This is a genomic window from Phormidium sp. CCY1219, assembly GCF_055795085.1.
In genome coordinates this window covers 1-2568 of the sequence record NZ_JAYFEQ010000591.1, presented here as the reverse complement: position 1 = coordinate 2568, position 2568 = coordinate 1, and the positions used below count along the sequence as shown (strand labels likewise).

Sequence of the window (2568 nt, the reverse complement as noted above, 5' to 3'; positions counted from 1 at the left end):
TCCCCGGATGAGGTGAAAGTCTCAAGTCCGGTTTTGAAGACGAGTAGTTCTGGTGACGGAATTGCTTAGTTTAACAGAATCAACTACCCCTACCCAATCTATCCCAATGCCGCAGTGCATAGCGAACTGCTCGAATGGCTCGAAACCTGCACCGGCGCGTACCACTACGCCGAGGGCGAACTCGAGGTTTGCAGTGCTTCCCTCGCGTAAGTGCCCCCCGTAAAGGTCTTTCCTGGCAATAGAAGAATAGATCGGACCTGCTGAGGAGCTATTCGGGTTCTATCAACGTCAGCAAAATACTCGGCCCAAAACCACGAAGCAATTTCCACGCTTGAGGAAAGTGCATTCTCAGGTCTTGCAAACCACGCTTCGCCGCCTGCACGATGCCCTATCCCGGACGGGTTCAAGGTAAAGCAGGTTAAGATATCCTCCAGAGTCCGGGGAGCCTGAAATCTTGCACCATTCTCAACAACCTTTTGTAGACCCCACGATCCGGCGGAAACTTAAGTTAGAGCCTCATCGCTTGCATGGGGTTAAAAACTGACTCGGAAGCTTACAGTAAAAGCATTTCAGTCGGTTTAAACCGACTTGCTAGGTAAGGGGACGGTTCAAAACCCACGCCGGGTGTTGCAACTGGTGCAAGATCTCAGTTGAAACCACCAATTTACCCACACCATTAATCGGGAGGCTGATTGGAGTGCCTTTCGTCAAACCTCGATAGAGAACAAGTGATTGAAGTAGAAGTCCACCAACAACTGCGCGCATTCCTGCGATCGCAAGGCGAACCTTACTGGCCCCATCATCTAACAATGGCACGGCTGGTGGCGCGAGCGTTGCGTCTGGGACGCAGTGCGCTCATTCAAACCGGAATGCCCTCCGTCGGGTGTCGCGCTCGTCATCGCCTCAGTTATTTAACCCCGGTATTGATGTGGTCCGGACCGGTGATTTTAGTTGCCCCCGAATCGGTGCAACAGCACTTGCTGTTGGTGGAAATCCCTCAACTACAGCAGTGGATCGAGATGAATAAACCCATCCGCAAAGGGGATCGGGGTAGCTCCTCGGATCTTCTGCGCTGGCCCGGGGATGATTTCGAGGGACTGTTGATGGTTTCTCCTCAAGCATGGCTGAAAGATGCCCTTGCGGAATGCTCAAGCATCCCTCTGGGTATTCCGACGATTATCGATGATGCGGAGAACTTGGAAACCTGGATTCGCGAACAGCTCCGAGTGGAAATCGAAGCGGTGGACTGGAACCAGCTCATGGTGGCCCGTCCCGATCGCGCGGAGGAAATTCGCAATGCCAGGGTACAACTGACCCGCGCCATTTTTCAACATCCCCCGAATCCTTACGAGTGTTGCTTGCTCGATGCTCCCGAACAAGAGATTTTAACCGCTCTGTACCATTGCTTGGCCACCGCGAGTCAAAACGGCAACTCCCCACAGGGCGATCGCCTCTCCCATGTGCCGGACAATTGGAGGGCATTTTGGCAGGGACTCCAGAATCCAGAACGACTGCTGTGGGCCTCGATTGACCGCCAACACGGTCAGTTTACTCTGTACTGTAGTCCGGTAGAAGTGGCTCCCGCCCTGGAGAAAGTCTGGCAACGTCAGCCGGTGGCGATCGTCGGCGGCGGCTTGGATCTCGACCCGGAAGCGCCTATTTTCCGCGAAAAACTGGGATTGGGCGACCTCACCACGGTGAAGTTTTCCCTCGATCGCCACAACGAAGTGATTCCCCTGTATTTGCCCGCTCGCTTTCCTTTGCCCAATACTCCACAATTTGTCAGCGCATTATTAGCAGAAATTCGCACCTTAATCTGTGTCAGTGCGGCGGCGACCGGTTTGACGGCGATCGTGGTGGGAGATGTGCCCCTGAAAACTCGCCTCGGTGCGATGCTAGCGGCAGAATTCGGCTCTCGCGTCCAGGTGGAAAAAACCCAGTTGTCGGAAAATGGGATTTTAGTCACTGGGTGGGAATTTTGGCGTACTTATCACGCCGAGTTACCTGGGCCAAAGTTGCTCGCGATCGCCACTTTGCCCATTCCTTCTTTAGAAAATCCAGCGGTGGCGGGTCTGGTGGCTCATTACAAGCGCCAGCGCCTCGATTGGTTTCGCTTGTACCTGCTGCCCACTTGCCTGCAAGAGTTGCAACGGGCGATCGCCCCAGTTCGTCAGCGACCCGGCGTGGTTGCTCTCCTAGATAACCGGGTGCAACACCGCAGCTATGGCAAAGACATACTCGCCGCCCTCAGCCCCCTGGCTCGCATCGACTATTTGGATGCCACTTGCTTCACCAGTTAGTCGCTTTGGCTTTCCCCCTGGCCGCGATCGCCCAGGGCGGGACCACCAGTGCAACCCACCCACCCTCCAGCGGATTGGGGAATTTTTAATTTCTCTATCGTAGCATTTTTATCGCCACACATGCAAGCACCCCGAGGACGCGATCGCCTTGTTCGAGTCCCTTCCACGGTGCGATTTTTACCCTGATGGATCTGTGACGTACTCCCGACGCCGACCGCTTAGGCGGTACGGCGCGGGCTTCTGCGCCCAGACCTTTGAGATCTGGGTT

At 54.9% G+C, this 2568-nt stretch carries 1 protein-coding gene; it reads left to right on the top strand.

Annotated elements, in window-relative coordinates; genetic code table 11:
- The first annotated feature begins 728 nt into the window (after positions 1-728).
- Complete coding sequence (locus AC0QH1_RS16670) at positions 729-2300, top strand: ATP-dependent DNA helicase (protein ID WP_324632346.1); 1572 nt, start codon at positions 729-731, stop codon at positions 2298-2300.
- Positions 2301-2568: the final 268 nt, after the last annotated feature.